General features: G+C 62.0%; 24 protein-coding genes and 1 pseudogene. 18 read left to right on the plus strand and 7 right to left on the minus strand.

The features are described 5' to 3' along the window. Positions 1-25: 25 nt before the first annotated feature. The 3 genes from WFR25_RS24690 to WFR25_RS24700 are packed head-to-tail and all read left to right on the plus strand — an operon-like array spanning position 26 to position 2,315. Positions 26-955 carry an intradiol ring-cleavage dioxygenase gene (locus tag WFR25_RS24690; RefSeq protein WP_011950695.1) on the plus strand — a complete coding sequence of 310 codons (930 nt, stop codon included), beginning with the start codon at positions 26-28 and terminating at the stop codon, positions 953-955. Next, positions 952-1,662 carry a 3-oxoacid CoA-transferase subunit A gene (locus WFR25_RS24695; protein WP_041380313.1) on the plus strand — a complete coding sequence of 237 codons (711 nt, stop codon included), beginning with the start codon at positions 952-954 and terminating at the stop codon, positions 1,660-1,662. Before WFR25_RS24690 ends, WFR25_RS24695 begins: the two co-directional genes overlap by 4 nt. Beyond that, a complete protein-coding gene (locus WFR25_RS24700; RefSeq protein ID WP_100239689.1) occupies positions 1,662-2,315 on the plus strand; it encodes a 3-oxoacid CoA-transferase subunit B in 654 nt (217 codons plus the stop codon). Before WFR25_RS24695 ends, WFR25_RS24700 begins: the two co-directional genes overlap by 1 nt. 23 nt (positions 2,316-2,338) lie before the next feature. On the opposite strand, the pseudogene WFR25_RS24705 reads toward WFR25_RS24700, so the two are convergent. Next, a pseudogene (locus tag WFR25_RS24705) lies at positions 2,339-2,703 on the minus strand (transposase); the annotation flags it as partial. 326 nt (positions 2,704-3,029) lie between these two features. On the opposite strand from WFR25_RS24705, the gene WFR25_RS24710 reads away from it, so the two are divergent. From WFR25_RS24710 to WFR25_RS24755, 10 genes are all read left to right on the plus strand, one after another. Next, positions 3,030-4,532 (plus strand): 2-hydroxymuconic semialdehyde dehydrogenase, encoded by a 1,503-nt coding sequence (locus tag WFR25_RS24710; protein WP_100239690.1) that lies wholly within the window; start codon positions 3,030-3,032, stop codon positions 4,530-4,532. Positions 4,533-4,560: 28 nt separating this feature from the next. Further along, positions 4,561-4,776 (plus strand): hypothetical protein, encoded by a 216-nt coding sequence (locus tag WFR25_RS24715; RefSeq protein ID WP_100239691.1) that lies wholly within the window; start codon positions 4,561-4,563, stop codon positions 4,774-4,776. Between the two features lies 1 nt (position 4,777). Further along, positions 4,778-5,683, plus strand: a complete 906-nt coding sequence (locus WFR25_RS24720; protein ID WP_100239692.1) for a VOC family protein — start codon at positions 4,778-4,780, stop codon at positions 5,681-5,683. Between the two features lie 19 nt (positions 5,684-5,702). Then, entirely contained in the window at positions 5,703-6,347 is a 645-nt protein-coding gene (locus WFR25_RS24725; protein WP_277949220.1) for a class II aldolase/adducin family protein, read from the plus strand. Continuing rightward, positions 6,344-7,141, plus strand: a complete 798-nt coding sequence (locus tag WFR25_RS24730; RefSeq protein ID WP_100239694.1) for a 2-keto-4-pentenoate hydratase — start codon at positions 6,344-6,346, stop codon at positions 7,139-7,141. Before WFR25_RS24725 ends, WFR25_RS24730 begins: the two co-directional genes overlap by 4 nt. Further along, on the plus strand, positions 7,138-8,076 hold the full coding sequence (locus WFR25_RS24735) for an acetaldehyde dehydrogenase (acetylating) (protein ID WP_100239695.1): 939 nt from the start codon (positions 7,138-7,140) through the stop codon (positions 8,074-8,076). Before WFR25_RS24730 ends, WFR25_RS24735 begins: the two co-directional genes overlap by 4 nt. 14 nt (positions 8,077-8,090) lie before the next feature. Beyond that, positions 8,091-9,131, plus strand: a complete 1,041-nt coding sequence (gene dmpG, locus WFR25_RS24740) for a 4-hydroxy-2-oxovalerate aldolase (RefSeq protein WP_100239860.1) — start codon at positions 8,091-8,093, stop codon at positions 9,129-9,131. Further along, the gene (locus tag WFR25_RS24745) at positions 9,124-9,891 is read left to right on the plus strand and encodes a 2-keto-4-pentenoate hydratase (RefSeq protein WP_100239696.1); all 768 of its coding nucleotides are present in this window, start codon (positions 9,124-9,126) and stop codon (positions 9,889-9,891) included. The genes dmpG and WFR25_RS24745 overlap by 8 nt, the downstream gene beginning before the upstream one ends. A gap of 53 nt (positions 9,892-9,944) precedes the next feature. Next, the gene (locus WFR25_RS24750; protein WP_157801346.1) at positions 9,945-10,412 is read left to right on the plus strand and encodes a MarR family winged helix-turn-helix transcriptional regulator; all 468 of its coding nucleotides are present in this window, start codon (positions 9,945-9,947) and stop codon (positions 10,410-10,412) included. A 97-nt stretch (positions 10,413-10,509) separates the two neighbouring features. Further along, positions 10,510-10,701 (plus strand): 2-hydroxymuconate tautomerase family protein, encoded by a 192-nt coding sequence (locus WFR25_RS24755; RefSeq protein WP_100239698.1) that lies wholly within the window; start codon positions 10,510-10,512, stop codon positions 10,699-10,701. Positions 10,702-10,864: 163 nt separating this feature from the next. Here the strand turns inward: WFR25_RS24755 and gtdA are convergent, their stop codons facing one another. The 3 genes from gtdA to WFR25_RS24770 are packed head-to-tail and all read right to left on the minus strand — an operon-like array spanning position 10,865 to position 13,688. Beyond that, positions 10,865-11,935: a gentisate 1,2-dioxygenase gene (gtdA, locus tag WFR25_RS24760; RefSeq protein WP_100239699.1), complete on the minus strand. Its 1,071-nt coding sequence runs from the start codon at positions 11,933-11,935 to the stop codon at positions 10,865-10,867. A gap of 10 nt (positions 11,936-11,945) precedes the next feature. Beyond that, the gene (locus WFR25_RS24765; protein WP_242443574.1) at positions 11,946-12,446 is read right to left on the minus strand and encodes an aromatic-ring-hydroxylating dioxygenase subunit beta; all 501 of its coding nucleotides are present in this window, start codon (positions 12,444-12,446) and stop codon (positions 11,946-11,948) included. Next, positions 12,447-13,688: an aromatic ring-hydroxylating dioxygenase subunit alpha gene (locus tag WFR25_RS24770; protein ID WP_333972189.1), complete on the minus strand. Its 1,242-nt coding sequence runs from the start codon at positions 13,686-13,688 to the stop codon at positions 12,447-12,449. Positions 13,689-13,792: 104 nt separating this feature from the next. Here WFR25_RS24770 and WFR25_RS24775 point away from each other — a divergent pair, with 104 nt between their 5' ends. The 4 genes from WFR25_RS24775 (at position 13,793) to WFR25_RS24790 (ending at position 16,144) form a co-directional block, all read left to right on the plus strand. Beyond that, a complete protein-coding gene (locus WFR25_RS24775; protein WP_197707543.1) occupies positions 13,793-14,551 on the plus strand; it encodes an IclR family transcriptional regulator in 759 nt (252 codons plus the stop codon). A gap of 12 nt (positions 14,552-14,563) precedes the next feature. Continuing rightward, positions 14,564-15,274 carry a fumarylacetoacetate hydrolase family protein gene (locus WFR25_RS24780; protein ID WP_419723224.1) on the plus strand — a complete coding sequence of 237 codons (711 nt, stop codon included), beginning with the start codon at positions 14,564-14,566 and terminating at the stop codon, positions 15,272-15,274. Next, positions 15,271-15,903 carry a maleylacetoacetate isomerase gene (maiA, locus tag WFR25_RS24785; protein ID WP_100239703.1) on the plus strand — a complete coding sequence of 211 codons (633 nt, stop codon included), beginning with the start codon at positions 15,271-15,273 and terminating at the stop codon, positions 15,901-15,903. The genes WFR25_RS24780 and maiA overlap by 4 nt, the downstream gene beginning before the upstream one ends. Before the next feature lie 112 nt (positions 15,904-16,015). Then, entirely contained in the window at positions 16,016-16,144 is a 129-nt protein-coding gene (locus WFR25_RS24790; protein ID WP_419723225.1) for an IS3 family transposase, read from the plus strand. 213 nt (positions 16,145-16,357) lie between these two features. Here the strand turns inward: WFR25_RS24790 and WFR25_RS24795 are convergent, their stop codons facing one another. Beyond that, a complete protein-coding gene (locus WFR25_RS24795; protein WP_336975068.1) occupies positions 16,358-19,480 on the minus strand; it encodes a Tn3 family transposase in 3,123 nt (1,040 codons plus the stop codon). A gap of 52 nt (positions 19,481-19,532) precedes the next feature. Between WFR25_RS24795 and WFR25_RS24800 the strand changes: the two genes are divergently transcribed. Next, positions 19,533-20,174 carry a recombinase family protein gene (locus WFR25_RS24800; protein ID WP_087727265.1) on the plus strand — a complete coding sequence of 214 codons (642 nt, stop codon included), beginning with the start codon at positions 19,533-19,535 and terminating at the stop codon, positions 20,172-20,174. A 116-nt stretch (positions 20,175-20,290) separates the two neighbouring features. Here the strand turns inward: WFR25_RS24800 and WFR25_RS24805 are convergent, their stop codons facing one another. Both WFR25_RS24805 and WFR25_RS24810 read right to left on the minus strand, forming a co-directional pair. Next, positions 20,291-20,893 carry a tyrosine-type recombinase/integrase gene (locus WFR25_RS24805; protein WP_336975069.1) on the minus strand — a complete coding sequence of 201 codons (603 nt, stop codon included), beginning with the start codon at positions 20,891-20,893 and terminating at the stop codon, positions 20,291-20,293. 89 nt (positions 20,894-20,982) lie between these two features. Then, entirely contained in the window at positions 20,983-23,907 is a 2,925-nt protein-coding gene (locus tag WFR25_RS24810; protein ID WP_336975070.1) for a Tn3 family transposase, read from the minus strand. Between the last annotated feature and the right edge of the window lie 10 nt (positions 23,908-23,917).

A 23,917-nucleotide genomic window follows, 5' to 3' on the forward strand; every position in this document is an offset into this window, starting at 1 on the left:
ACTTCCCGATCTGTGGAGACCATCCGTGACCACCAACGAAACGCCATCGGAAAACACCGCCCCTCAGGTTTTCCCCCTGTTCACCGAAGAGGGATCGGCGGAGGCCGTAAATGCACGCATCGGGCCATCAACCGGTCCACGCTTGCGCACCGTGATGGAAGCAGCAGTCCGCCACCTTCACTCTTTCGTTAAAGAGGTCGAACCGACTCATGACGAATGGGAAACCGCGATCGAGTTCCTTTCGGAGACCGGGCGGATGTGCACCGACTGGCGGCAGGAATATGTGCTGCTGTCCGACGTTCTTGGCGTGTCGATGCTGGTCGAAACGATCAACCATCGGCGAGGTGGAGGCGGAACCGAAAATACCGTGCTCGGCCCCTTCCATGTCCAGGGCGCCCCGCACTACCCGAACGGTGCCGACATCCGGCTGGACGAACGCGGCATACCGCTGGTGGTGCGCGGACAGGTGCGCGATGGTGAAGGACGTCCCATCGTCGGCGCAAAGATCGATGTCTGGCAGACCAACGAGGACGGCTTCTATGACGTCCAGCAACCGGATCAGCAGCCGCGCTGGAACTTGCGCGGGTTGTTCACCAGCGACGCGGAAGGCCGATACGGCTTCATCACCGCGCGGCCCCGCTTCTACCCGATCCCGGACGATGGCCCGGTCGGCAAGCTGCTCGGCGCTCTCGGCCGTCATCCCAATCGGCCAGCGCATATCCATTTCATCGTTACCGCGCCGGGATATGACCAGGTGGTGACGCATATCTTCGCGTCCGACTGCCCCTATCTCGAACAGGACGCGGTGTTTGGGGTCAAGGATACGTTGGTCGTCGATATCATTCCCCGCGACGATGCGTCCGCTGCCGCCGCATTTGGCGTGACAAACCCGTTTACGGCGATCGAATGGAATTTCGATCTCGTCCCCGCGCCCGGCTCGGACACCGTGTCATGACCAGCAAGATTTACGATAGCCCTGCCTCCGCCCTTTCCGGCCTGCTGTTTGACGGGATGACAATCATGTCAGGCGGTTTCGGCCTGTCGGGCAATCCCGAAAGCCTGATACCGCAAGTACGCGCAAGCGGCGTGAAGGAGTTGACCGTCATCTCCAACAACGCCGGCGCAGATGGCTTCGGCCTCTGGACGCTGCTGGAAAGCCGACAGGTACGGAAGATGATTTCCTCCTATGTCGGGGAAAACAAGCTGTTCGAGAGCCAGTATCTGTCGGGCGAGCTGGAACTGGAGCTGAATCCGCAAGGCACACTGGCCGAGCGTATCCGGGCGGGCGGCGCGGGCATTCCGGCGTTCTACACCAAGACCGGCGTCGGCACGGTCGTTGCCGAAGGAAAGCCGGTAGAGACATTCGAGGGCGAGGACTATATCCGCGAAACATGGCTGCGCGCCGACCTTTCGATCATCAAGGCGTGGCGGGCAGATCCGGCGGGCAACCTGATGTTTCGCAAGACGGCGCGCAACTTCAACCCGAACATGGCGACCGCGGGCATGGTCACGGTGGTCGAGGTCGAAGAGATCGTGGCCGAAGGGAGCTTAGACCCTGACTGTGTCCACACCCCCGGCATCTATGTCGACCGCATTGTGCTGAGCACCATCAACGAAAAGCGGATCGAGCAGTTGACGGTCCGCGAAAGGGAAACGGTATAATGGGCTGGACCCGTGATCAGATGGCGGCCCGCGCCGCGCAGGAACTGCGTGACGGCTATTATGTGAATCTTGGCATCGGCATCCCGACGCTGGTGGCCAACCATCTGCCCGATGGCGTCAACGTCACGCTCCAGAGCGAGAATGGCATGCTGGGAATCGGGCCTTTCCCCTATGCGGGCGGGGCCGATCCCGACCTGATCAATGCCGGCAAGCAGACCATCACCGCATTGCCGACGTCGAGCTTCTTCTCTTCGGCCGACAGTTTCGCGATGATCCGTGGCGGCCATATCGACATGGCCGTGCTGGGGGCAATGGAAGTGGCCGCTAACGGCGATCTGGCTAACTGGACCATTCCCGGAAAGATGGTCAAGGGCATGGGTGGCGCTATGGACCTGGTCGCGGGCGTCAAGCGCGTGGTCGTGGTGATGGACCATGTGTCCAAGGACGGCAGCCCCAAGATTCTGCCAAGGTGCACCCTGCCACTGACCGGCAAGGCGTGTGTGGATCTCATAATCACCGACCTGGCAGTCATCGCGGTCGATCGCGTCCGGGGCGGCCTCACGCTTCTTGAACTGGCGCCCGGCGTGCACGTAGTCGACGTGATTGAAAAGACCGCCGCCCCAATTGCGGTCACGGATCGTCGCGCCGTCTGACCCCCGCCTTCGCGGGGCAGGCTCCGGCTCTTGGAAATGCCGTCCATGCCGAGCGCCTTGACCAGATCGTCGACTGAGCGGGTCGAGATACCCTGGATGAAGGCTTCCTAGATCACCTCTGTCAGCGCCCGCTCCGCCATACGGCGCGGCTCCGGTAGCCGGGGAAGTAGCTGGCCTTCCCGAGCTTGGGGATGCGCAACTCTACGGTCCCGGCCCGCGTCTGCCATTCGCGCTCGCGGTGACCATTGCGCTGGACAAGCCGCGTCGGCGACTTCTCGCCGTAGCCCGCCCCGGTCAGGTTGCCGACCTCCATCTCCATCAAGCGCTCGTGTCACGCAAAATATCGGCGTCAGGGGTATTCTCTGACCAGTGAACGCAGGTGCGTCATCGGATCAATCGTCGTGGTTCCTTCCATCAGGTTCGAGCGTCGCAACCCAAACCTATCCGAAAATCACGGTGACCAACTCAGCGCCCGGCTACACCACCTCCCGGGGCACGATCAGTTCCAAACCCACCCGCTGTCTGCTTTTTCGCCCGTGCCGCGGCCGCGTCTGGTCGCTCATCTGCGCCGATCGACAGAGTTCTAATTCGCCCGAAGCGCAAAGCCACGAAAGGACGTGCGCATCCCTATTTAACAGGAGCCACTTGCGCGGGCCAAATTTGAGACGTACACGTCCTCTTCATGGCATGAAGTGCCGAGTGGAGAGAAATCACATGAACGTTGAACCAATCGGTCGCCCATCTGGAGAGCCAAAGGCGGCGGTTCGGCAACTGCGAAACTTCGTTGGCGGATGCTACCTCGAAGACGGCAAGCCCTTCGACGTCGTCGATCCTGCGACCGGGAAGCAGCATGCCGTCGCCTACGAGGCGGACGCATCTGTCATCGATGCCGCCGTCCGCGCCGCCCGAGCGGCGGTGGAGGGGGAATGGGGCCGGATGACGCTCGCACGACGGCGTGTCCTGCTTACGAAAGTCGCGGACCTCATCGATGCGCGGTTTGACGAATTCCTGGCAGCAGAGATCGCAGACACCGGCAAGCCGCATTCGCTCGCATCACACCTCGACATCCCGCGCGGTGCAGCGAACTTCCGCGTCTTCGCCGATGCGGTCGCGAACCTGTCGGCAGAAACGTTCGTGATGGATACGCCCGACGGCGGCAAAGCATTGAACTACGCGGTGCGCAAGCCGCTTGGTGTTGTCGGCGTTATCTCCCCATGGAACCTGCCATTTCTGCTCATGACCTGGAAGGTGGCGCCCGCCATGGCGTGCGGCAACGCCGTCATTGTGAAGCCTTCCGAAGAAACCCCTTCCACTACGACCCTGCTCGGCGAGGTGATGAACGAAGCAGGTATTCCGGCGGGCGCATTCAACGTGGTCCATGGCTTCGGACCGGGCTCGGCGGGCGAACTTCTCACCGCACATGCCGGCATCCGTGCAATCACGTTCACCGGCGAGACTAGAACGGGCACGGCCATCATGAAATCGGCAGCTCCGACTGTGAAGGCCCTGTCCTTCGAACTCGGTGGAAAGAACGCTGCGGTCGTCTTCGAGGATGCGGATCTTGATTTGGCTGTCGCCGGACTTGCGCGCGCCGTCTTCCTCAATACGGGTCAAGTGTGCCTCGCGCCCGAGCGCATCTACGTCCAGCGAAACGTTTTTGATCGGTTCGTCGCCGCGATGAAGGTGAAGGCAGAAGCTTTACGGCCCGGCCTACCCAATGACGACGGGGTCGATTTCGGGCCGCTGATCTCTGCCGAACATCGCGGGAAAGTGCTGAGCTATTATGACCTCGCGGTCGAGGAAGGCGCCACCGTCATCACGGGCGGAGGCATCCCTGACCTGTCGGGCGACGCGGCTGGCGGCTTCTTCGTGGAACCTACGTTGTGGACCGGGCTCGCACATGAGGCACGCGTCTGCCGCGAAGAGATATTCGGGCCAGCTGCCGCGATCATTCCCTTCGATAGCGAGGACGAAGCGATCAGGATGGCGAACGACTCCGAATACGGGCTGGCTTCGTCAATCTGGACACGCGACCTCAGCCGCGCGCACCGTGTGGGCCAGGCGCTGGAGGTCGGCATCTCATGGGTCAATTGCTGGTTCCTGCGTGATCTGCGCACGCCATTCGGCGGCGCCAAGATGTCCGGCATCGGCCGCGAGGGCGGACATCACTCGATCGACTTCTATTCGGAACCCACGAACATCTGCATCAAACTCTGAACGAGTTCGAAAGTCACGGAGAGACACGATGGCAACGCTGAACAAGAATCCCGGCGCGACACCCGTCGAGGCCGCGCCCAAGACCAGATTCCACTCGAACGCCACCCTCCAGGCGCGGGCACTGCCGATCACACGTAAGTCCATCGCCAAGTCCCTCGGCTTCAAGCGCGGCGATCAGACAAGGATCTGGCACATCAGGCGAAAGTGCGCTCGTCCGGAAGCAACGCCGACCAAGGGCAAATGACATGGGCACCGATCTGCACGACATCAGCTATGTCAGGATAGGATCCGAAGATCTCGACGAAAGCGTACGCTTCGCAACTCACATCCTCGGCCTCGAGCTTATGGGCCGTGATGCATCCAGCGCCTATTTGCGCGGAGACTCCCGAGACCACAATATCGTTTACACCAAGGGGCGTTCATCGGGTCATGTCGTCGGATTCGAATTGCCGTCGATGGCGGCGATTGACGCCGCCGCAGCACAATTCGAGCAGGCCGGCATCAACGTCAGGCAAGGAACTTCCGACGAGCGCGAGCAGCGGCGTGCGCTGGGATTGATCACGCTCACCGATCCGACCGGCAATGTGATCGATCTGGTCGCGCAGCCGGCAGCAAGCGGTCGCCGATATTTCGGGGCGCGCGATGCCGGGATCACCTCATTCAGTCACATCGGGCTGCGTACCTCCGATCCCAGAATCGACGAACGGTTCTGGACGACCATGCTCAACGCAAAGGTCAGCGATTGGATCGGCGAAGCTCCGCTGCTCCGGATCGACGAGGTCCACCACAAGGTCGCGCTGTTCCCGTCGAGCTATGCCGGTATCCAGCACGTGAACTTTCAAGTGGAGTCCATCGACGACATCATGCGCTCCTATTACTTCCTGCAAACCAACAATGTGAAAATCGTGTTCGGCCCCGGCCGCCATCCGACTTCGGGCGCCCGCTTCCTCTACTTCCAGGGGCCCGATAATATTATTTACGAATATTCAACCGGCGTGCGCATGATCACTGCTGACGACGAGAAGACGTATGTCCCGCGGCAGTTCCCCATGGCGCCAACCAGCTTCTGCATGTGGGGGTCGCTGCCCGACATTCCCGAGTTCAAGACCAAAGCGGCCGCGTCCGGCGACGGCCTGTCCAATGCAGCCTGACGCGGCCCAGACGGTGCGCATGGCTTCGCGGGCCATGGCGCGGCACGGGCTCGCGCATGCGTATGGGCATGTGAGCCTGCGCCTCGACAACGCGAGGTTTCTGGTCAGCCCCGCACGCCCTTTGATCGCAGTCTCTCGCGATGATCCTGGCGTGGTTGTGACACTGAACGGCGATCTGCCGCAGGAAGCATTGCCGGAGGTGCGCATACACCGCGAGATCTACCGGCGCAGGCCATCCATAGGCGGGATAGTGCGGGTGCAGCCCCCCGCCATCATGGCCCTGTCGGCACTCGGGCGGACGCCAGGCGTGCATCATGGCCTTGGCACCTATTTCGCCCCAGCCGCTCCGTTATGGTCCGGCGTCGATCTCGTCCGCGACGACGACAGCGCGGTCCGCCTCGCCGTGGCGCTCGGCGATGCCGCGGCAATAGTGCTGCGCGGCAATGGGTGCGTGTGCGCGGCTGAAAGCCTGCCCGACGCTGCGAGCCTCGCATTCTTCCTTGAGGATGCCGCCCGACTCGATCTGGCGATCCTTTCGACGTCCCTGTCTTCCTCTGCCCTGCAATACTCGCCGGAGGAGAGCGCCCGCCGGGCCGTGCGCGCTGGCGCCCTGTTCGAGCGGATGTGGCAATTCCTGTGCACCGGAGATCCTGAATGGCAATGACCAACACGCCCTCTTTGACCAAGCGCTTCTCGGAAGCCCTGCGAGACGCCTATGCGGGCGCGCCCATACCGCCGATCCGCGACGCGTTGCCGGACGCAACGATCGACGACGCTTATGCGATTCAGGAGGCAAACACCGCGTTCTGGCAAGCCGCAGGGCGCATGCCGGTGGGCGCCAAGGTCGGGCTCACTGCCAAGGCGGTCCAGACTCAGCTCGGCGTCGATCAGCCAGATTTCGGCACGCTATTCGCGGACATGGCAGTCCCCGACGGCGAAACCATCGCGGCGGGTCGCCTTCTGCAGCCCAAGGTGGAAGCGGAGATCGCGTTCGTCTTGTCGAGGTCGCCCGATCCGCAACGCCTGACGACGGCCGAGTTGCTCGATTGCGTGGCCTATGCGCTTCCCGCGCTCGAGATCGTCGACAGCCGCATCGCGGATTGGAACATCCGGATCGTTGATACCGTCGCTGACAATGCGTCCTCAGGACTTTTTGTGCTCGGCACTTCGCCGGTCGCGTTGGCGGCCATCGATCTGCGCCTGTGCGGAATGGTTCTCGAACGCAATGGCGAACCCGTTTCGTTCGGGGCTGGCGCAGCGTGCCTTGGCAACCCATTGCACGCCCTGGGTTGGCTCGCCGCCAAAATGGCCGAGGTGGGGCGCCCGCTCGTCGCTGGCGACGTCATCCTCGCCGGGGCGCTCGGACCGATGGTCCCGGCGGTTCCCGGCGATCATTTCGAGGCGCGGATCGAGGGTCTGGGCAGTGTCCGCGTGACGTTTGGGAGAGAGCGGGCGTGAAGACAAAGGTAGCCATTATCGGCTCGGGGAATATCGGAACCGACCTGATGATCAAAATCATGAGGCTTTCAGAAATTCTTGAGATGGGCGCATTCGTCGGAATTGACGCGCTATCGGATGGCCTTCAGCGCGCTGCGCGGCTCGGCGTGCCGACCACGGCGGGCGGCATCGACGGGCTTCTGGCCATGCCCGAATTCGCCGAGATCGGCATCGTTTTCGATGCGACCTCGGCGGGCGCGCATAGCCGACATAGCGAACTGCTGCTTGCCCATGGCAAACGCGTCATCGACCTCACTCCGGCCGCGATCGGTCCCTACACGATCCCGCCGGTCAACGGGGACGCCAACCTCGACGCGCCGAACGTCAACATGGTAACTTGCGGCGGCCAGGCGACCATCCCGATCGTAGCCGCGATCAGTCGCGTCGCCCACGTCCGCTATGGAGAGATCGTGGCGTCGATCGCGTCGAAGAGCGCTGGCCCCGGGACCCGCGCCAACATCGACGAGTTCACCGAAACAACCAGCCAAGCGATTGAGCAGGTAGGCGGAGCCGACCGCGGCAAGGCCATCATCATCCTCAATCCGGCCGAGCCGCCGCCGATCATGCGTGACACGGTCTACTGCCTCTGCGACGAGGCTGACCAAGCTGATATCGAAGCGTCCGTGATCGAGATGGTCGAGCAGGTTCAAGCCTATGTGCCTGGCTACCGTCTTAAGCAGGCCATCCTGTTCGAGCACATCGGCTCGAACAGGCCGTTGCGTATCCCGGAGATGGACGGCGAATTCACGGGTCTGAAGGTGACCGTCTTCCTGGAGGTCGAAGGCGCAGCACACTATCTTCCCGCCTATGCCGGCAACCTCGACATTATGACGTCGGCCGCGCTCCGCACGGCCGAGAAGATTGCCGCGCGTGTTGCCAATCAGCTCCCGGCGTGAAGAAGGAATCGACGATGACGTTCGACCCTAAATCCCACAAGCTGTACATTCAGGATGTCACGCTTCGCGATGGCATGCACGCCATCCGTCACCAATACGGTCTCGACCAGGTCCGCGCGATCGCCAAGGCGTTGGACGCCGCGAAGGTTGACGCGATAGAGGTCGCGCACGGCGACGGTCTCTCCGGATCTTCGTTCAACTATGGCTTCGGACGCAATACGGACTGGGACTGGATCGCGGCGGTTGCCGAAGTCCTCGACCACAGTGTGCTGACGACCCTGCTGATACCCGGTATCGGGACTATCCACGATCTCAAGCACGCCTTCGAGCTCGGCGTCCGGTCGGTGCGGGTTGCGACGCACTGCACAGAAGCCGACGTCGCCAAGCAGCACATCGAACATGCTCGGGGCCTAGGGATGGATGTGTCAGGTTTCCTGATGATGAGCCACATGTCGGAACCCGATGCGCTTGCCGCACAGGCCAAGCTGATGGAAGGTTACGGAGCACATTGCGTCTACGTGACCGATAGTGGCGGCGCGATGACGATGGACCAATATGCAGCGCGGCTCCAAGCCTATGATCGTGTGCTCAAGCCGGAGACGCAGAGAGGCGTTCATGCCCATCACAACCTGTCGCTTGGCGTGGCAAACTCCATCGTCGCCGTGCAAAACGGCGCGGTGCGCGTCGATGCGAGCCTGGCTGGCATGGGTGCCGGAGCTGGCAACGCGCCTCTGGAAGTGTTCATCGCGGCAGCTGACATTCATGGCTGGAGCCACGGAACGGACCTCTTCGCCCTTATGGATGCTGCTGAGGACCTCGTGCGACCTATCCAGGACAGACCGGTACGCGTCGATCGGGAGACTCTGAGCCTTGGTTACGCTGGTGTGTATTCCTCTTTCCTGCGCCACGCGGAGAAGGCAGCGGCGGATTATGGGCTAGATACCCGCGCCATCCTGCTCGAGCTTGGGCGCCGTCGAATGGTCGGCGGCCAGGAAGATATGATCGTCGATGTCGCCTTGGACATGGCCAAAAACCGGGAGGCAACAAATGCTTGACCTTAATGCAATCGCACAGCGCCTCGATGAGGCAGCAATGTCCGCCACGGCGATATCGCAGCTGGATACGCCGCTCACACTGGAGGACGCATATCAGGTTCAGGCGGCCTCGATTGCACTGCGCTACGGCCGCGGCGAGCGCCGCGTGGGCATCAAGATGGGCTTCACCAGCCGTGCAAAGATGGCGCAGATGGGCATCGATGAGATGATCTGGGGTCGTCTCACCGATGCGATGCTCATCGACGATGGCGGAACCATAGATATCTCGCGCTACGTGCATCCGCGCGTCGAGCCGGAAATTGCCTTCATCCTTTCGGCGCCTCTCGCCGGTCGCGTGTCACCCGCTGCGGCGCTCGCGGCTGTCGGCGGCGTAGCGCCAGCGCTGGAGATCATCGATAGCCGGTACAAGAACTTCAAATTCTCGCTGACCGACGTCATCGCGGACAACAGCTCATCTTCCAGCTTTGTCGTGGGGCCATGGTCATCGCCGACCTCGGATATTTCCAATCTCGGCTTCGTCCTGGAGATTGACGGTGTTGCCAAGCAGATCGGATCCAGTGCGGCAATCCTCGGCCATCCGATACGCTCACTGGTGGCGGCGGCGAGGCTGGCCTTCGAGTCCGGCGAACCACTCCAGGCCGGCGACATTGTGATGGCCGGCGGCGCTACTGCCGCTGAGGCGCTCGCCGCTGGGCAGCATGTACGTCTGCGGGTGCAGCGCCTTGGGAGAGCGGAATTTCATATGGGATCCAGAACTTGAACCGGCCGGCGTTTCTTGGGCATAATAGGAACGCATATGAGCTGGGAGTACAAGTGGCGGATAACGAACTCGACGATTTCATAGCAGACTTCGACCTCCCGGGGGCGCCTGGTCACCTGCTTCGGAGGAATCACCAACGCTCCTACGAAATCTTCAACCGCCATGTGGGCGATGACGTAACCCGCCAGCAGATCGCGCTCCTGATTGCGCTGGCCAAACTTCCCGGCGCCTCCCAGCGTGATCTCGTCGATGCCACAGGAATCGACAAGAGCACGCTTAAGGAAATGCTCGGACGAATGGTCGCTCGCAAGTGGGTAGAACGCCGACGTGATCCGAAGGATAGCCGAGCTTGGACTTTGAAATTGGCCGAGGAAGGCATGTCGCTACTGAAGGAGCGCATGGCGCAAGTCGTTACAGCGCAGGCTGAAATCCTTGCCCCGCTCGCACCCGAAGACCAAAGGAAGTTCCTCCGATATTTGCGGATATTGATCGGGTTCGATGGGCCAGACAGATCCCGATGATCCACGACACGCTCGAAACCGAGGACTTAGCGCCCCACGGAACAGGTGATGATTTTGCCCTAAGCCCGAAGAACTATTGGACTTGAAAGGAAACAACATGCCGATCATTCACGCGGAGATAGTAGCAGGCCGTCCTTGGGAAAAAAGGCAGGAACTCATCGAACGGCTCACTGCGGCCGCAGTGGACTCGCTCGCTGTCGCACCTGAAAGCGTCCGCGTCATTGTTACGGAGGTCCAACCCCATCATTGGGCGATTGGCGGCAAACCCAAATCTCTGCCGACTGCCTGAGATCTCCCAACAATGGTGGTGAGCCCCTGGACTTGATGGGGTGGACACCCCCCTTCAGCATGGATGTGCCGTAGTGGAGATGTTGAACACCACTTTAGGCTTCTTCTCCGTCAGCGCCGTCGCCGCCCCCGTCATCGTCTGGCTCTAATCAACGCGTCCTGAGCTAACCCAGCTTTTCGCGCCACAAGGACAATTTCTCCTGCGTCGCCTTGTCAGAGAAACTGAACAGTATGAGATCCTGCTCCGCCACCAATATGCGCTCCGACCAGGACGGCGTCACGACGATCTCCCCCGGATGCAGCGGAAAGTGCTGACCATCGATCAAGAGTGAGCCTTCGCCCTCGACGACGACATGGATCATCGCGTCCGTACTGCGCATGGGGCGGGTGCGGAACGCGGCGGGCACCAGACGGGCAAATGCTGATATGGTGGCCATCACCGGTCCGCCGTCGGTCGGGTTGGTAAACTCCATCAGATAGGCATCATGCGGATGGGGGGCTTCGGAACGCCGGAGCACTTCAAGCGATTCGCGCCATTCGGCGAAGGGATAGATGAAAAGCGGGTTGGCCTGGCCCGCGACACGCCCCGAACGCGCGGGGCGCAGGTTGCGGCCCCAGCGGTGGAGGGAATCGCCCGCCGGGCGTGTCGTCGGCACCGCGCCACGATCTTCCCTATGTTCGGCGAAGCTCGCATCCAGTATTTGGACCAGAGGAATATCAAGCCCATCGAGCCAGATCATCGGATCGTCCGTCTCGTTACCATGATCGTGCCAGAGCATGGCAGGGGTCAGGACGAGGTCATATTTGTGCATATAGGCGCGCTCGCCGTCCAGCGCGGTAAAGGCGCCTTCGCCGTCCATGATGAAGCGCAAGGCGTTCTGCGTGTGGCGATGGGCCGGCGCGACTTCGCCCGGAAGGATAAGTTGAAGTCCCGCATAGAGCGTCTGGGTGATACGCGACTGACCGGGGAGCGCCGGGTTTTCCAGGATCAGAACACGGCGTTCGGCCTCTGCCGCCGTGATGAGTCCTCCCGCTTCCATGAGCAGTTCGCGGACCCGCGCAAACGACCAGGCTGCAGGCACAGCCTGCGTTAGGGGCGTGGTCGTCACCAGCCGGGCCAGCACCTTCCACAGGGGCGAAAGATGCTCGGGCTGGAGACGCTCGTAAAAGCCGTCGCGTACTGCTTCCAGATTGGAGAGGGGGGCGTCGGACAAGGGGGCGGGGGAACCGGCCATGGCGGTCTCCTTAAATCGGGTAGATGATCGAGTTGGGAATGAGTTCGCTGTCGAAGACACAGGTCTTGGCGGCGAATTTCAAACCCTGTGGCGTCTGCACGATCCGATCGACGTAGCGGCCCGCATTGAACAATTCGCTCGGCAGGTCGCGCTTGGTGCGGATCACCAGATAATTGGCTTCCGAGGCAATCTCTTCCCGGTCATTCATCGTGACAAGGGCAGGGCCGACGATATGGCGCTGATAATACGGCGCGTGGAACAGCGTACTCTGGATGCCGTAGACCCGATCCATCAGTGCCCCGCGACTCTGGAGATCCATGATCGAAAGCGGCAGGTTCTGATCGTAGTTTTCCCGCGCGACCACGCGATACCGGCAATCTTCCGTAAAGAAGGATGGCCAGCCGTCGAAATCGCCGCTGTCCAGACATGCGGCATAGCGGGCGTGCAGATCCATGACGTCGAGACGGATTTGGGCGTCCACGATCATGTCTTGGCTTTCAACAACAGCCATCTAGACCTCCATAACCTTGCGCCAGTAGCGGTACATGCCGCGGATGAGCGTTTCGGTGACCATGTGGTCGGTATTGCCGATCTCGGTCCCACCCAGTTCGCACATCGTCGAAAAGGCATGGTCCTGTTCGAACCCTTCCTGGCTGAATTCTATGACTTCGCCATCGTCGGCGGAGACGAAGCCCGCCGGACCGAAGAGATTGGCCTGCCGCATCCGGCGTTCGGTCATTTCCGGCGTGTCGTCCTCGAAGCCGAAATGGGTCCAGACGAAATCGAATTTGTCGGGGCCGACCGGGATGATCTGCCGCGTTGAGAGCGAATTGACCTGCTGTTGCAGGATGACGCTGGGAAACAGGGTCGTCATGCACACGGTGGGGCCGCCCCACCAGGGTTCCGGCACGATGTCGAGCATGCGCATGTCATGCAACTGCATCCGCTCGCGATAACTGGCGGTCTGTGCGGCGACCTCGGAATCCACCGTCTCGTTCCGTTTGGAAACCATGCAGGCATGGCGGCCATGCGAATCCATCACCAGTTCGGATTTATTGTCGGCGCGCCACAGGCCAAAGGTTACGAACCAGGTATGGAGAAGGCCGGGATGATAGGGATCCTTGATATTCTCCATCATCAGCTTCCAGTTCCCCGGAATGCGCTGACGGGAATAGCCGTGGAGGACCAGCTTGCGCCCGTCGAACGTGCGATCGACATAGCCCATTACGTCGGCGCCCAGATAATCCTCGAACGATTCCACATCGGGGTCGAAGGACGCGAAGACGAGGCCGTTATGCGTCGCGACTTTCAACCGGTTCAGGCCGTGCTCTTCAAGCGAGAAGTCTTCGGCCATCCCGCCCTTGCCCTTCACGCCGCGTTGAAACGGCACGCCGAGCAACTTGCCGTCATGGCTGTAGTTCCACTGATGATAGGGGCAGACCAGCGTCTTGACCTTGCCGGACCGCTCCTGACAGAATCGCATGGCGCGGTGGGCGCAGCGGTTTTCCAGGACATTGATCTCGCCACGGCGATTGCGGATCATGATGACGGAGCGTTCACCGATCGCAGTGCGCTTGAAAGAGCCGGCGTCCGGAACCTCTATTTCCAGACCGACATAACTCCAGTGGGGTCCGTAGAAGATGCGCTCCAGTTCCCGGGCATAGATGTCGCCATCGGTATAGACCGGCGACGGCACACGGCTGGAGCCCGGTCCGGACCATATGTCCTGCCCATCCAACGGAGGGCGCGTCACGACATCATCCATAATTGCCTCGTCAAGATTGGCTATTGCGCCAGGCCACCTCTCCGACGTATATGAACCATTAGTAAATCGATTGGCAAGTGGCAAACGACAAGATGACGGACAGTCGGCAAGAAGAACCCCTCGCAAGGCGCGGAATCCAGTCGCTCGAAATCGGGCTGGGTGTTCTTCAGGCTATTGCGCGCGGGTCGGGTCCGATGACCTTGAAAGAGGTTGCTACGGCAGCTGCGCTGCCGGCCAGCAATTGCCACCGCTATCTGGCGAGCCTCGCGCGATCGGGCTTCGTCGTCCAGAATGAGCGGACAAGCCGATACGATCTTGGTCCTGCACTGTTGCAGGCCGGCCTTGCCGCACTGGCTCGGGTCGATGCGATCGGCATCGCGACGGAAGCGCTGGAGCAGCTTGTCGATGAAACCGGACATACCGGCATGGTCGTGATCTGGGCGGAGGCCGGCCCCACGATCGTGCGATGGATACAGGGACGCCATGCCGTGCGCACCACGCTCGCGCCCGGTGCCACTCTGCCACTGCTGACGACGGCGACAGGACAGATGTTCCTGGCATACCTGCCGACGCGGCAGACCGTCGGTCTTGCGGCAGATGCTTCGCCTGACGAGGTAGCCGCGCTTCGGGAGCGCGCCCGGGCATCCGGCTGGGCACAGGTGTCGGGCGATCACATTCCGGGATTGGCAGCCGTCGCGGCGCCGGTGCTGGACTCATTCGGTGAGGCCGCAGCGGTGCTGACCCTGGTCAGCGCTGGAGAGCCGGTCTCGCAAGCGGGCCAGGATGCCCTGCGCGGTTACGCCGCCGGCGCATCCGCGCGCCTGGGCTGGGTAGTCCAGGCGAAAGACTAAGTTGAAAGGATAATGATGACTGCCATATTTACACTGCCGCCTCACCCGCTGGCGCTCATCGAGGGTAGTGACGAACGATTTCCCGTCGGGCGTATTTTCTGCGTCGGTCGCAACTACGCCGCACATGCCCGTGAAATGGGCAAGGACCCCGATCGCGATCCGCCCTTCTTCTTCACCAAGTTCGCCAACGCGATTGTCCCTGGCGACAGCACGGTTCCCTATCCGCCGGAAACCGCTAACTATCATTATGAAGCCGAACTGGTCATCGCCATCGGGCAGGAAGGTGCTGCTGTCGCGACCGAAGACGCGCTCGATCTCGTGTTCGGCTATGCGGTCGGGCTGGATATGACCCGCCGCGATATCCAGCTCGATGCCCGGGAAAAGGGGCGTCCCTGGGACCTGGGCAAGAATTTCGCCTGGTCTGCACCCATCGCCGCGATCCGCACTGTGCAGGACGGCGGACATATCACCTCGGGGCCGATCCGATTGACCGTGAATGGCGAGGTGAAGCAGGAAGCCGACATCGCCGATCTCATCTGGGACTGCCAGGAAACGATCGCCTATCTCAGCCGGTTCGAGCGGCTGTTGCCCGGCGACCTTATCTATACCGGTACGCCCGCTGGCGTCGGGCCGGTGCAGCCGGGCGATGTCATGGAGGTCACCATCGCGGGCCTGGCGCCGCTCAAGGTAACGGTCGGCCCCCGCGAAGCCGCCTTTGCATGATTCTGCTCCACGATTTCCTGCTGTCCTCGGCCAGCTACCGGGTGCGCATAGCGCTCAACCTCAAGGGGTTGGATTATGAGTCCCGCAGCTATCGGCTGCGGGGCGGGGAGCAGCGGGCGCCGGACTATCTCGGCCTCAACCCGGCTGGGCTGGTGCCCACGCTGCAAATCGACGGGCACATCCTGACGCAGAGCCTGGCGATCATCGACTATCTCGACGCGCGCTTTCCCGAACCGCGCCTGATCCCAGGCGATCCTGCCGAACGCGCCCGGATAATGTCGCTGGCGCTCACGATCGCCTGCGACATTCATCCGCTCAACAATCTGCGGGTGCTGGGATATCTTGAAGGCGATCTGCAACAGGATGAGGACGCCGTTCAGCGTTGGTATCGCCATTGGGTCGCCCTGGGCTTCGAGACCATCGAAGCTATGCTCAACGCCCGACCGGACACGCTGTTTGCGGCTGGCGATACGCCCGGCCTCGTCGAAATCTGCCTGGTGCCGCAGTTATATAACGCGCGTCGCTACAAGGTGCCGCTCGATCCCTATCCGCGCCTGACCGCACTGGCCGATAGAGCGGCGGCCCTGCCTGCCTTTGCGCAGGCGGCGGCGGGGATGCCGGACGTCTGACCGGGGAGTGACGCCGACATGAACCCTTTAACAGGGCCACCGTCATCCGAGCGACATTCAATAGCCGCTGCGCAATGCCGGTTATGGCGCGGCGATCCGTCTGCAACTCTTTTTGTTCGAACGCCGCGAGGAAGCCTGGCGGGACGTGTTCGATTACATCGGGATGTTCGACAACCCAGTCCGAAAGCAGGTCAGAAACGGGATGCTGTCGCCCGCCGAGTTCGAACAGCAGCGGGTTTGAAGGCGGAAGGCGTCTAGAAAACCAGGGGCTACTCAGAGCGCCCCCCGATCCGATCGACGGCTTGTGCAACGCCAGCCTTGGCGGCGTCGGCATCACCCGCATCAGCCTTGGGTCCGTCCCCGCAAAGGGGCGGAATGCGACATAGGAATTCTGGCAAGGTATTGAGTTGCTGATAAATTCCCTCATTTTCATTCCCCCATTTACGGCCTGGTTTCAGAGGCCCTGTTTCAGGGGGAGGATACCGAAGCTGTCTGCAAGCTTCTTGTCGGAGAAATCGTATTCGCCCAGCATGTTGATGTGCGCCCAGGATTGCGGCGAATGGGCCTTGATACTCTGCATCATTTCGGCGTGCGTTTCGGGATCGGCGGCGCGTAGCCTGGTTTCGAGATAGAGATAATTCCAGCAGATGATGGCGTTCTTGATCAGGCGGTTGCAGGCTTCGGCTACCTGCTGATCCTCCTGGACGGTAAAGATGAACTCACGCGGACTGCCGACGGCCACCGCTCGGGTAAACCGGTTGGCCAGTTCGACCTTGTTGAGCATGGCTTCGATATCCATTCGCAGTTCGACGCCATCGATGTAGCGCAGGATGAACAGGGTTTTGACGATGCGTCCGAAAGCTTTGAGGGCGGTGTAAAGACTGTTCTGCCTGGAATATGAATTGAGCCGCCGGAATATATCCGACGCCGTGGTTTCCTTGAGCCTGATGGTGACCATGAGCCGGAGAATTTCGTCCCAGTGGGTACGGATGATGTTTTCGTCAACATATTTGTCGGGTTGGACGGCCCAGTTCTTCCGATTTTCGTGCGTCATGGACCTGAAGCCATACAGGGTTTGATGCTTCAGGCCCTTGATCCTGGGGGCATAGGCAATGTCGATGAGATAGGTGGCGCCGAAGATCGCTTCGGAATAGCCATGGGTGTCCGTCGAATGGATCGTCGATTTCACCACGTCGTTGTGCATCAGACCGTCGATGACGTAGGCGCTGTCGCGTTCGGCGGCGCTGAAGACGGTGGAATACCAGAGCAAGATCTTGTCGCTGACATAGGTGTAGGCGCTGCTTCCCTGACCTTTCCCAAAATATTTGAAGGAATGGCTGGCATCGAGGCTATCGCCGGTTACCTCGAACTTCTGGCCGTCACTGGCCGTGTGGGTCTCACCGGCATGGCGCCGGTAGATTTCCGGGAGATCGAGGCTGTCCATGAGGGCGAGGATGCGATCGTTGGCAGCAACAAGATTTTCGCGGGAGAAGTGCCAGTTGACGGCGTGATCCAGAGCGTCCTCCTTGATCGCACCGGATATTCGGGCCATTTTCCGCAGGCCGATCCCGCATCCCAGGCCAATGACGCCGGCCAGGAGAACGGCGGTCGAAACCGGGCGGGCGTATTGCTGGCGCAGATGCGACAGGCTGTCGGCAAAACCGCTAGCGACGTTGACCGTGTTGAGGATCTCGGAGAGCGGCACATAGTGCCGTTGCGGAAAGAGCCTGGAAAGGGCAGTCGTCTCGATCTCCTCCTGCTTGGGCGTGTTGAGCTTGATGTGGCCGGCAGCCGCGACCGTCGCATGAAGGTTTCTGCCGTCTGCGATATTGCTGTTGGTGAGGAGAAACTGGTCGCTCAGGGCTTGCTTCAACGTCGCAAGCACGGCGTTCGGGTCCGAGAAACGCGCCATTCCGGCGCGTTCCAGTAATTGCTCACGATCGCGCTGCCAGCGCTCTGTCCCGATCAGATAGCTATCCAGGGGCTGATATCTGTGAGATTGGGGCAGGTTTACACCGCCGGCTTTGATCGCCCTGGCGACGTGCTGGAACAGCATGACCTTATAAAGCGACGGCCTGAATTCCGCGCCACTTCCCACGGCCTTGCGCTCGTCGGGATCGAGAAAGCCTGATGGCGCCGATCGCGTCACCTGGCCATCGGCCTTGCGGAAATGCACCAGCGCCGCCAGCAGCGGCTTGATATGTGTTTCCGTCTGGAAGGACAGAGACTTCATGACACCCGACACCTGGTTTTGCAGGCGTCGGGATCTGGCTTCAAGAATGTCGTAATAGCGGGCGTCCTCGTTCTGCGATACGCTCGCGTCATCCTTCATGTCTTTCAGAATGGCATCGGACAACACTGGCGCCGCATCGACCGGGAACAGCAAGAGATGCAGGCTCTGCAGCTTGTCAGCGTCTGTGAGGTCGTCGGCTTCGAACACACCGCGCAGGGTGGCCATGGCCGATTGGAAATGATCTTCGAAAGCCTGTATCTGGGCCCGGAGCTTTGCGGCCTGAGACTTTCTCTCGACATAGCACCAGTCCTTGAACTCGCGGCTTGCCGCAGTCTCGGTAGCCTTAACGGAGCTGAGTAGCGTGGCCACCAGATTGTCCTGCAGCGAGAAGTATTGATGGACGACGAAGGCGATGAGGTGAAGATAGCGGTCTGCCGGCTTTCGACGCCGCAGATCGTGGGGATCCGATTTCATGACGGCAAGCGCGTAATTGCGGGCGCTGCTTCGATCCCAACCCAGGGCCGTAATGACCGGTTCGAGCTTGTGAAACAGGTCGGAGAGCTCCGTGTGATTGGCCAGCCTGTCCTTGACCGAACGGGGACGAACGGATTGTGAATTCTGCTTGAGGGCCGCCAGACGGCTCCGCGCGATCCCGTCTGTTTCCTCACCATCACCCAGAAGCAGGTCGAGTTCCCGGCCGAGTGCCGGTGGCAGGTGGGCATCGACCAGAGCCATCTCGCGCGTTCTGGACCGCCCGATCGCCAACAGGATCAAATCCTGCAGGCGCCGGTAGCCCGGCAAGGCAATCCGATTTGTCAGCAGATGGTCGACGGCAGCCTGGAAGATAACCTTCGGTTTCTCGTGAGCCCTGACCTTCTGGTCGATCATGAGAGACAGATGCGCTTCACCATCGCCACCGAGCGTCCGGAAACCGGCCAGGCGCTCTATTATCCGCTCGTGGCGTTGACGTGTCCGGTCGGGATAGGCGGCGGGTGCAAACATTCCCGCGTCATGCCCCAGCCGACTGGAGACATGTGCAATGTCGTTGTCGTGGAATGTTTCGGGGGCAAAGCAGCGCCGGCCATGACGGAAGTAGCCGGCATTTAAACAGAACCCGACCTGGTGGGCTGGATCCCGCAGTCGCTCGATCTCTTTTTGAAAGCCGAGTGGCAAATCGAAGGCAGCCTTGCGCTGGGCAGCGTTCATCCGGGGCGGTGTGTCGAAAGCGTTCTGTTCGCCGGGCGAGAGAATTTGCATGCGTGGCATAAGCTGCGTCTCTTTTCGTTTTGGATAGGGTTTGCTATCCTTTATCTGTGAGACGGGATATGATACAAAATCGATCATGCTGGCGGGCTGTTTCGCCAGCGTCACACAAACGACCGTCTGTGAAACACTCATGAAGCTCGGATATGCGCGGATTTCCAAAGCAGACGGCTCGCAGACCCTCGACCTTCAGATGGATGCGCTCACGGCGGCCGATGTCACTCCCGACCACGTCTACAAGGACGAAGCGTCTGGAAAGCGGGATGATCGTCCGGGGCTGGAAGCCTGCCTGAAAGCGCTACGGCCAGGCGACACACTTTATATATGGAAGCTTGACCGGCTGGGACGCGATCTCAAGCATTTGGTCACGACCGTACGCAGTCTGTCTGAACGAGGCGTCGGGCTTTGCGTCCTCACCGGCCAGGGCGCCGATATAGACACCACCACATCAAGCGGCAAACTGATATTCGGGATATTCGCGGCACTGGCCGAGTTCGAGGGCGATCTCATTCGCGAACGCACAATGGCGGGTCTCGCCGCTGCCCGCGCACGCGGACGTAAAGGCGGCCGCCAATTCGAGCTGACCAAAAACCAGATCCGCCTGGCCCAGTCTGCGATGGCCAATCGCGACACGAATATCGCTGACCTATGCCGTGAACTCGGCATTAGCCGCGCGACGCTCTATCGCTACGTCGGACCGAACGGCCAGTTGCGCGATCATGCAAAGCGGGTCCTCAAAGTCGCGTCCGGCACTCCGAATGCCCTCAGTGCTTGACCGAAATTCCTATGTCGCGTTCGGTACTTTTGCGGGGATGGACCCAGCCTTCACCGCGAACGCCCTGCAACCCGGCCCCGTGACCGCGAAGCTGTGCAAATTGGCCATTTGGGGTTTCAGCGCCAGAGACCCTCGAACCGGCGTCCGGCCGTACGCGTGTAGCGGACGGTGTGTTTGGGGTCGCGGTGGCCGAGATAGTCCTGGATCAGCCGGAGGTCGTAGGCGCGGTTCGCGAGCGCGAACCCGCACGAGTGGCGCAGCATGTGCGGGTTGACCGGCGGCAGGCCGGCGCGCGCCGAGGCTTGGGCCAGCAGGTAATTCACGGCCTGGCGGGTCAGCTGCGCCCTGCGCTCAGACACGAACAGCCAAGGCAGGTGATCATCGCGCCCGCCGAGGTAACGCCTGATCGCGCGCAGTTCGTCGCCTGCGATCGGCTGTTCGACTGACAAACCGTTTTTGAGACGACGCACCCACAGGCGCGATACGGCAACGTCGACCTCGTCGCGCCGCAGCGCGGTCGCCTCACTTACACGGAGCCCATGACGATACATCATGAGCAGGAGCAGGTGGTCGCGCGGTCCATGACGGCCAGCTTTGGCGGCATCGAGCAGGCGGTCGATCTCGGCTGCGGTGAGGAAATCCTTGCGGCGTTCGTGGGCATCAGCGGCCGCATCGGCGCCACTCTTTACATTTCGCCAGCTGGTCACCTTCTCAGCCATGCTGCGTTCTCCTGGGCGCATCGCCTTACTGTCGGCACTACTCTTGACGAAATGCGCCTTTTGTAAAGAGTGAATAGGCCGGTCGAAGTTTACGCGGCTATCCTTGCCTCAATGTCGAGCCGCCGCTCCATGTTCAGGTCGAACGCGCCATACGGACTGACATGCGCCCAGATGAGCGGAGTCAGCCCACGCTCGTCCGCCGCGGTCATGCGCCCGCGCCAGCGTTTCTCGGCGAGTACGCGCTGGAGCATCAGCGTGTTGACGTACACGAGGCAGGACTGGAGGAGGTGCAGCGCCGCGACCGATGCCTGCTGGTCGTCGAGCCGGTTCGATGCGACCTCGCCGCCCCGGCCGAAGAAGATGAAGCCGTTGGCCGAGTTCCAGGTCTCGACGACGTTCAGCCCTTCGTTGATTTCGCGACGCAGGGCCTCGTCGTGCAGGTAGCGGCACAGGAACGCAGTCTTCATTGCCTTGCCGAGCTCGGCGAGCGCCTTGTAGGTCGGGTGCTGGACGTTGTTCCTCGTGAACCGCCGGAGGATCGCCTCGGGATCAGCGGTGCGCTCGGCCATCGCGGTCGCGTAGCGGACCATCTCGTCATACTGCCGTTCGATCAGCGCCCAGTCGATCGGGCGCGTGAGGATGCAGCCGAGGTTGGGGTAATCGTCCGCCGTGCCGGGCCCGGGCAGATAGAGCTTCTGGCCCGCGATCGCCTTGAGGCGCGGCAGCAGCTGGAACCCAAGCAGCTTGCAGAACGCGAACGCCACCTCGCTCTGCCCGTGGCTGTCGACGTACTGGCGATCGATCTCCATCTCGGTGTCATGCGCCAGTACGCCCTCGATCATCGAGGCGACCTCGGACGACGAGCAGCGCTTCAGGCGCGAATGGATGCACACCGACTGGCGCTCGACGTGCCAGTAGATCATCACGCCCCGCCCGCCGTAGCGCACGTGCCACTCGGTCATCAGGTTCTGGTCGAAGGCGGCGAAGTGCTTGCTGTCCGATGCGCACGCGGTCGTGCCCTCGCCCCAGACCGCCGGATCGCGCGCGGCGAGCGTCGCGTTCACCACGCGCCTGGTCGCATCCCGCAAGGACTCGGCGTCGATATAGCGGCGGCGAGTGTGGAGCAGCTCCTTATAGGTGAAGCCGTGGTCACCGACGACGAGGCGTTTCAGCCCGGCGTTGGTGCCAAGGCCGTACAGGCAGAGCAGCAGACGCCGCCGGACCTCGTCGGGGTCCGTCGCCTCGCGCGATGCCGCCGTCGAGAACGCTTGGGTGAAACCGATGCGGAGGTCCGCCTCCTTCAGGATGTCGAGCAAACCCGTCATCGGCCAGCGGCGGCCGAGTTCGCCGCCGAGCGCCTCGAGGGTGGGGGGTGCCGGAAGGGGATCGAGCGGGGTCACGACGATCGGGTGACGCCGGCGCGGATTGAGTTTGACCTTGGTGTTGCTCGGCATGCCGCGATCCAGCACCGCCAATGCCTGCTCCATCTCCGCCTTTACGGCACCGGTGAAGGTGCGCGCGTCGGTGGTAAGGCCGAGCCGCTCATAGCACTCCGCGCGTCGTTCGGCGAAGTCGGCAGGCAGATCGTCGTCGGGGTTGCGGAACCGGCCGGCGCCCGTAACCCACACCTCCTTGCACCGAAGCTTCTCGCGCAGGGTCTGGAGCACGCAGATCTCGTAGTTGATCCTGTTGACCCGCTCCGAGCCGTCCGGCGCTTCCTCGATCACGATATCGCGCCACTTGGGCCGCACGACGCCCTCGATCGCGACCTCCGCCGTGCTGAAATACTGCCGTCCGTCATTCTCGGCCGCGCGGATCTTCGCCAGCGCGTCGGTGAGCGGCTTGTGCGCGCTGTTGTTCGAGCGGAAGTCGAGCGCGGCGAGGAGCTTCGGCATCATGCGCCGGTAATAGGCGCCGTAGGAGGCGCGGACCGCCTTGTGGACGCGGCGCGACGGCGCCGAGCCGGTGGCGAGCGCCTCCTTGACCAACGCCTGAAAAGTGCGCTCGTCGACCACGGGAAAGATCACCTCGCGCACGGAGCCATCGGGCGCGCCGGTGACGGCGGAAGCCACCTTGAACAGGATGCCGGTCTTGCCCCTGACCGCCTTTGCTTCCTCCAGGAGCTCGGTCACGACGCGCCGCTCGGCCTTGACCGTGATGCGGTGCGTGATCTGGATGAGCAGGTCGACCAGCCCGTCGACGATTTCCGCCTCGCGCGGGACGCAATAAAAGGCGAGCAGCGGCAGCCTGATACGATCCGGGTGGCGGCGCAGCTCCCAGGCGCTCTCGACCGCGGCCCGCCTGCGGAATCGCTTCACAAGGTCGGAATGCACGCCGCCGAGCAACTCTGCCGATAGTTCAAGCCCGCGAACCAACTCGAGCTTGGCGATCTCGGCCAGCAGGCTGTCGAGCCCGGGCTTTCCGGGATCAGCGGACAGCCGCGTATAGGCCGCGCCCTCACCATCGTCGGCGAGCAGCGCGTTCAGGCGCGAGCGGGATCCATCGTCAAGGCGATCACCGACGGCGGCGAGCATCGCGTCGTCGTGGCCGGCGCGAAGCGAGCGGACCAGCCGGTCGAGGCGGTACGATCCGGGCCTGACAACCCGCCGCGCGGCGAACCATCCGGTGATCTCGTCCTCAAGCGCGGACGGTGTCGGCTCGCGGGGGAGGATGTCCGACAGCAGCCACGACCGGAACGCCGCCTCGGTCGCATGGTCAAAGGTGCCGACCGCCAGATGCTCGAGAACAAGCTGGCGGTGCCGGCGTCCCGAGCGACCGGTGAACGCGTAGCTCTCGACGTCTGCCTCGACGCCGATCTGGCCGGCGAGATGCGCGATCACGGCCGGGGCGAGGTCCGCTTCCTCATCCGGAAAGCGACCCTGCGACCGCCAGAACGCCAGCTGACAGGCGAGCCCCAGCTTACCGGCATCAGCATTGCCGGCGATGAACGCGACATCGTCGGGCGACAGCGTCCAGCGTTCACCCAGTTCGTCCACCGACCACAGTCGTTTCATGCATGCCCCC

Origin of the sequence: Sphingobium aromaticiconvertens (genome assembly GCF_037154075.1) — a bacterium.
Classification (GTDB): domain Bacteria; phylum Pseudomonadota; class Alphaproteobacteria; order Sphingomonadales; family Sphingomonadaceae; genus Sphingobium; species Sphingobium aromaticiconvertens.

Excerpts from the sequence above, each read along its gene's own strand:
- WFR25_RS24695 (WP_041380313.1), top strand. The coding sequence starts at position 952 with ATGACCAGCAAGATTTACGATAGCCCTGCCTCCGCCCTTTCCGGCCTG.
- WFR25_RS24700 (WP_100239689.1), top strand. The coding sequence starts at position 1,662 with ATGGGCTGGACCCGTGATCAGATGGCGGCCCGCGCCGCGCAGGAACTG.
- WFR25_RS24710 (WP_100239690.1), top strand. The coding sequence starts at position 3,030 with ATGAACGTTGAACCAATCGGTCGCCCATCTGGAGAGCCAAAGGCGGCG.
- WFR25_RS24715 (WP_100239691.1), top strand. The coding sequence starts at position 4,561 with ATGGCAACGCTGAACAAGAATCCCGGCGCGACACCCGTCGAGGCCGCG.
- WFR25_RS24720 (WP_100239692.1), top strand. The coding sequence starts at position 4,778 with ATGGGCACCGATCTGCACGACATCAGCTATGTCAGGATAGGATCCGAA.
- WFR25_RS24725 (WP_277949220.1), top strand. The coding sequence starts at position 5,703 with ATGGCTTCGCGGGCCATGGCGCGGCACGGGCTCGCGCATGCGTATGGG.
- WFR25_RS24730 (WP_100239694.1), top strand. The coding sequence starts at position 6,344 with ATGACCAACACGCCCTCTTTGACCAAGCGCTTCTCGGAAGCCCTGCGA.
- dmpG (WP_100239860.1), top strand. The coding sequence starts at position 8,091 with ATGACGTTCGACCCTAAATCCCACAAGCTGTACATTCAGGATGTCACG.
- WFR25_RS24745 (WP_100239696.1), top strand. The coding sequence starts at position 9,124 with ATGCTTGACCTTAATGCAATCGCACAGCGCCTCGATGAGGCAGCAATG.
- WFR25_RS24755 (WP_100239698.1), top strand. The coding sequence starts at position 10,510 with ATGCCGATCATTCACGCGGAGATAGTAGCAGGCCGTCCTTGGGAAAAA.
- gtdA (WP_100239699.1), bottom strand. The coding sequence starts at position 11,935 with ATGGCCGGTTCCCCCGCCCCCTTGTCCGACGCCCCCCTCTCCAATCTG.
- WFR25_RS24765 (WP_242443574.1), bottom strand. The coding sequence starts at position 12,446 with ATGGCTGTTGTTGAAAGCCAAGACATGATCGTGGACGCCCAAATCCGT.
- WFR25_RS24775 (WP_197707543.1), top strand. The coding sequence starts at position 13,793 with ATGACGGACAGTCGGCAAGAAGAACCCCTCGCAAGGCGCGGAATCCAG.
- WFR25_RS24780 (WP_419723224.1), top strand. The coding sequence starts at position 14,564 with ATGATGACTGCCATATTTACACTGCCGCCTCACCCGCTGGCGCTCATC.
- maiA (WP_100239703.1), top strand. The coding sequence starts at position 15,271 with ATGATTCTGCTCCACGATTTCCTGCTGTCCTCGGCCAGCTACCGGGTG.
- WFR25_RS24795 (WP_336975068.1), bottom strand. The coding sequence starts at position 19,480 with ATGATCGATTTTGTATCATATCCCGTCTCACAGATAAAGGATAGCAAA.
- WFR25_RS24800 (WP_087727265.1), top strand. The coding sequence starts at position 19,533 with ATGAAGCTCGGATATGCGCGGATTTCCAAAGCAGACGGCTCGCAGACC.
- WFR25_RS24805 (WP_336975069.1), bottom strand. The coding sequence starts at position 20,893 with ATGGCTGAGAAGGTGACCAGCTGGCGAAATGTAAAGAGTGGCGCCGAT.
- WFR25_RS24810 (WP_336975070.1), bottom strand. The coding sequence starts at position 23,907 with ATGAAACGACTGTGGTCGGTGGACGAACTGGGTGAACGCTGGACGCTG.